This is a genomic window from Frankia sp. CcWB3 (genome assembly GCF_977927595.1).
Genome location: NZ_CDWRCK010000125.1, coordinates 8,429 through 12,378, shown reverse-complemented (window position 1 = coordinate 12,378; position 3,950 = coordinate 8,429). Strand labels below are relative to the sequence as shown.

Annotated in this window: 3 protein-coding genes; 2 read left to right on the top strand and 1 reads right to left on the bottom strand. The window is 71.1% G+C overall.

The window, feature by feature from the left end:
* The coding region (locus tag ACY5KJ_RS11425; protein WP_462203342.1) for a DUF5925 domain-containing protein at positions 1 to 798 on the bottom strand (798 nt) is incomplete at its 3' end.
* Positions 799 to 1,030: 232 nt separating this feature from the next.
* Between ACY5KJ_RS11425 and ACY5KJ_RS11420 the strand changes: the two genes are divergently transcribed.
* The gene (locus tag ACY5KJ_RS11420; protein WP_462203341.1) at positions 1,031 to 1,882 is read left to right on the top strand and encodes a DUF3710 domain-containing protein; all 852 of its coding nucleotides are present in this window, start codon (positions 1,031 to 1,033) and stop codon (positions 1,880 to 1,882) included.
* A gap of 322 nt (positions 1,883 to 2,204) precedes the next feature.
* Positions 2,205 to 3,731, top strand: coding sequence for a hypothetical protein (locus ACY5KJ_RS11415; RefSeq protein ID WP_462186554.1), 1,527 nt, complete (start codon positions 2,205 to 2,207; stop codon positions 3,729 to 3,731).
* Positions 3,732 to 3,950: the final 219 nt, after the last annotated feature.

Genomic DNA, 3,950 nt, shown 5'->3' with positions numbered 1-3,950 from the left:
GTCGGTACCCCCGCCGTCGGCGCTCTCCCCCTCCGCGTCCCCGTCGTCGTCGAAGCCGATCGCGACCTCCATCAGGTAGGCGGGATCGGCGAACAGCGCCTCGGGATCCAGGACGCAGTCGACCTGGCACCAGGATCGCCATTCGTTCGCCAGGGCCCGCAGCACGGTTGTCTTCCCGGTTCCCGCCGGACCATGCAGGAGGATCAGGCGGCCGACCACGTTGTCCCGGCGAACCGCCATGAGCCGGTCGAGCGGGCCCACGGCGGCCGAGGCGTAGTTGGCGCGGATCGAAGCCCACGTCGTGGTGGCCGTCCGGCGGCTGGTCCGGATCGGACCACGCTGACTGGACAGATACCAGAAACCCATGTTGACGGCGTTGTCCGCACCGCTCTCGACGACGGACGAGCGGAGCACGTCCTCGATCACCACCCGGGCGAGCTGTTCACTCACCGCGGTGACGGTCACCTCACCACCCCCGCCGCGCCAGCGCACGGCTCGCACCGTCCAGCCCTCGCCGACCGCGAGACGTGAATCGCGGGACTCCTCGACAACCGCGCGCAGGACCCTCGCCCCTGACGGTAGCAGCGTGGCTCCCGGCCGGAGCCGGTCAACCCGGGCACTGCGGGCCCAGGGCTGCTCACCGGTTGTGAAAGGAGCCAGGGCGAGTGCGTCGACGACGTCGTAGGGCGTGTCCGAGTCGTCCAGGCCGACGACGAAAGGGAGCTTCATTCCTCCGCTCAGTGACTCGGAGACCATCCAGGACTTAGGCAGCGACGCCTTCTGATGTGGAACTGACACCTGTCCGATGGTCCCGGACAACTCAGCGCCCGGCCATCCCGTTGCGCGATTTACTCGGGCACATCGCGGGGGCCGTACACCGCCCGCGACCTGTCGCGTGCCTCCATCAGGGCCGATCCGAGGACGTTGCGGCCCGGCCAGCCGCCCGGGGAATCTCCCGGCCCCACCACCGGCGCGCCTACCTTAAGTAATCCATTAGTCACGCCAGGCTTCTGTCTGGGAGGTGGTCAGGATGCCAGGAGGGCGACTCATCCACCGTCGGCGCCGAAAGTCGGCGCAGCCGGAGCCGGACGACCATGCCGACACCGAGGCCAGTACCGGGGCCGACACCGGGCCCGGTACTGGCGACGGTGGCGCGAGGAAGCCCGGCGAAACGGGAACCGGCGCTACGGGAACCGGCGCTACGGAAGCCGGCGCTGCGGGAGCCGGCGCCACGACGAGCGGGGGCGCCCGGGTGGGCCGGGGTCCGTTCGACGCGGCGGACGCGCCCGATGACGGCCGGGCGCGGGCGGATTTCGGAGCTCTCGTGGTGCCGCGGGTGAACGGCACCCGGATCCGGGTCTCGGCCTCTGGGCCGATGCCCACCCTGGCCGCGATGGACGGGACATCCGTCCTGGAGCTGTCCGTCCTCGCCGCCCCGCGCAGCGGCGGCCTGTGGGCGTCGATCCGCGAGGACCTGGTGCTCTCGGCACCGGAGGACACGGAATGGAACGACGAGGACGGGCCCTACGGCCCCGAGCTGCGCATGCCGCTCGACACGGCCGTCGGCCGCCTGCCCGCCCGCATCTTCGGCATCGAGGGGCCGCGATGGATCCTCTGCGCGGTCATCACCGGTGCGGCCGCGGTCGACGTGACGGCGGCGCCGCTGCTGGAGGAGGTACTGGACGGGCTCGTCGTCGTCCGGGGGGACGCGGCGATGCCGGTGCGCGAGCCCATCCCCTTCGAACGTCCCGACAGATTCGAAGGTCCCGGCCGAACAACCGACACCGCCGCGGCCATTCCGGAGCAACCCCCGGAGCGCAGGATCATGACGCTGGCGCTGCGGGGAGCCAACCGCGAGGCCCCCCCACCCGCGGCGTCGTGACCCGGCCCGTCCACCACCGGCCCGGCTCAGGCCCGTGGGAAGTCGGTGTACTCCACGAGGTCGACGAAGATCTGGGCTGCGGCCCGGTAGAGATCGGTCCGGAGATGTTCATGGGCAGCACGCGGAGCTGTCCGGTCGACGGTCTTCAGCCTAACGCCGGAAGCAGACGTGCAACGGCGGCCGTTCAGAGAACGTCTGTAAACGGATTTATCAAGCCTGTTCACCATGCGGGAAGGATGGCGCGGTTCGGGTCGCCCGGGCCGGTCACCATTCGGACCGGGGCTCCCCGGAGAGTACCCGGCACGACGGGCGGAGGTGCGGCGTGTCGGCCACGCTAGCGCTGGGCCTGCTGCTGCAGGGGCTCGCCTTGGTCGTGGTGGTTCGCGGTCGGGGCCGGCGCGCCGTGTCCAGTCTCGGGCTGATGTTCGTCGGTGCCGCCATCGCCTACCACGGGGTGACGGAGGTCCTGCAGGTCCTGGTGCCGTCCTACAGTGACAACCGGCTGTTGACCACGGAGTCCGACGTCGCGGCCTACACCGTTCTGGTCGGGTTCTCCCTGCTCGCGTTCGCTTCCGGTTATCGCTTCGCGACCCAGCGCACGCCGCCGTCCACCGGTTTCCGCCGGGAGGAAGTCTTGGACTTCTTCGACTGGCGGGTCCTGACTCCGCTGGCCCTGGCTGCGGTGGCCGTGACAGCGGTCGGCAGGAACACCTCGTCCGGCGACGCGGACCCCTCGACAGTCACCGGCAGTCCCTACCTCGTCAGCGGCTTCGCGACGCAGTTCCTGGTCGTCGGCCTCGCCCTGGGAAGCTTCGCCGTGCTCGTGCGGACGAAGGGCCGCGGATTCCTCCCGGTACTCGGCGTCCAGTGCACGTTGCACACACTGGCGGGGCAGCGGCTGCCGGTGGCGATAGCGGCGGGCGCGGTAATCTACCTACTGTCCATCGTCGGGATTCCCATACGCCGACGGCAGCTCGTCTCGGTCGTCGCGCTCGTGGTTCTGGCCTACGTCGTCATCTACGGGGCACGCGCGGACGCGGGCCGGCAGGTATTCGGGTACAGCGTGGGTCCCAAGCAGCGCCTGCAGGCCCTGGCCGCCGGTCTGACCCATCCGGAACGCGGGATAAACCCGAGCGAAGTGGGAGACCTCGGGGTCCGCCTGGACGGGAACTCCTACCCGTCGATAATCCTGCGACGGCTCCGCGACGGTTCTCCGCCCATCGGCCCGGTAACCCTGTGGAACGACGTCAACATCGCCGTCCCGCGTTTTCTCAATCCCGACAAACTGAATTCCGACCTGGAGTCGCGTTCCCTCAAGACGCGCCTGTCCGCCACCTACGGGATCACCAACGCGTTCGACCGCCTGCCCACCCAGCTCGGCGAGCTGCTGCCCATCGGCGGTCCGCCGTGGATGGTGACCCTCGCGGCTCTGGGAGGATTCGTCCTCGCCCGACTGGAGTACGCGCTGCGCGGATGTCGCCATCCAGCGGCTCTCCTGGGCCTGCTGGCGCTGGTGGCCGCGATCCTGCAGTACGAAGGCGGGATCGCGCTCTACGCGATCAACGGCCGCGGCGTCCTAGCCGTCGCGGCCGGACTGTTCGTGTGGCGGAAACGACGGATCTTCCGGCCCGCGACGGTTCGGGGGTCGACCACCCTACCGCCGCTGTGCACCGGCACCCCGGCCACCGTCGCGCGGGCCGGCTCCGACGAGGACGGCACGCCGACCGACCCGTCGCGGCCCGACCCGTCGCCGGGTGACCCGGTACGGACCGAGCCGGCGTCCGCTGGCAGGGACGAGGACGCGGCGCAGGTCACGGCCCGCGGCCACGGCCCGCGCCGCAACCGGTGAGGGGGTGGCGGCGCGGCGGCCGCGGTCTCTCTGACGTTCCGGAGGGCGGTGTCCGGCTTCCCGTCGGTGCGCGAGAGCCGGATCGCGACGCCCGGCGACGCCCGTGCCGGAGCGTCCCCGAGGGGGCTCGCCGCCGACGGCGTCCTGCTAGCGTGCCCGGTTGTGCCCAGCAGCATGCGCCGAGCGTCCGCCGCCCCCGCCGCCGAGCTGCCCGGGAAC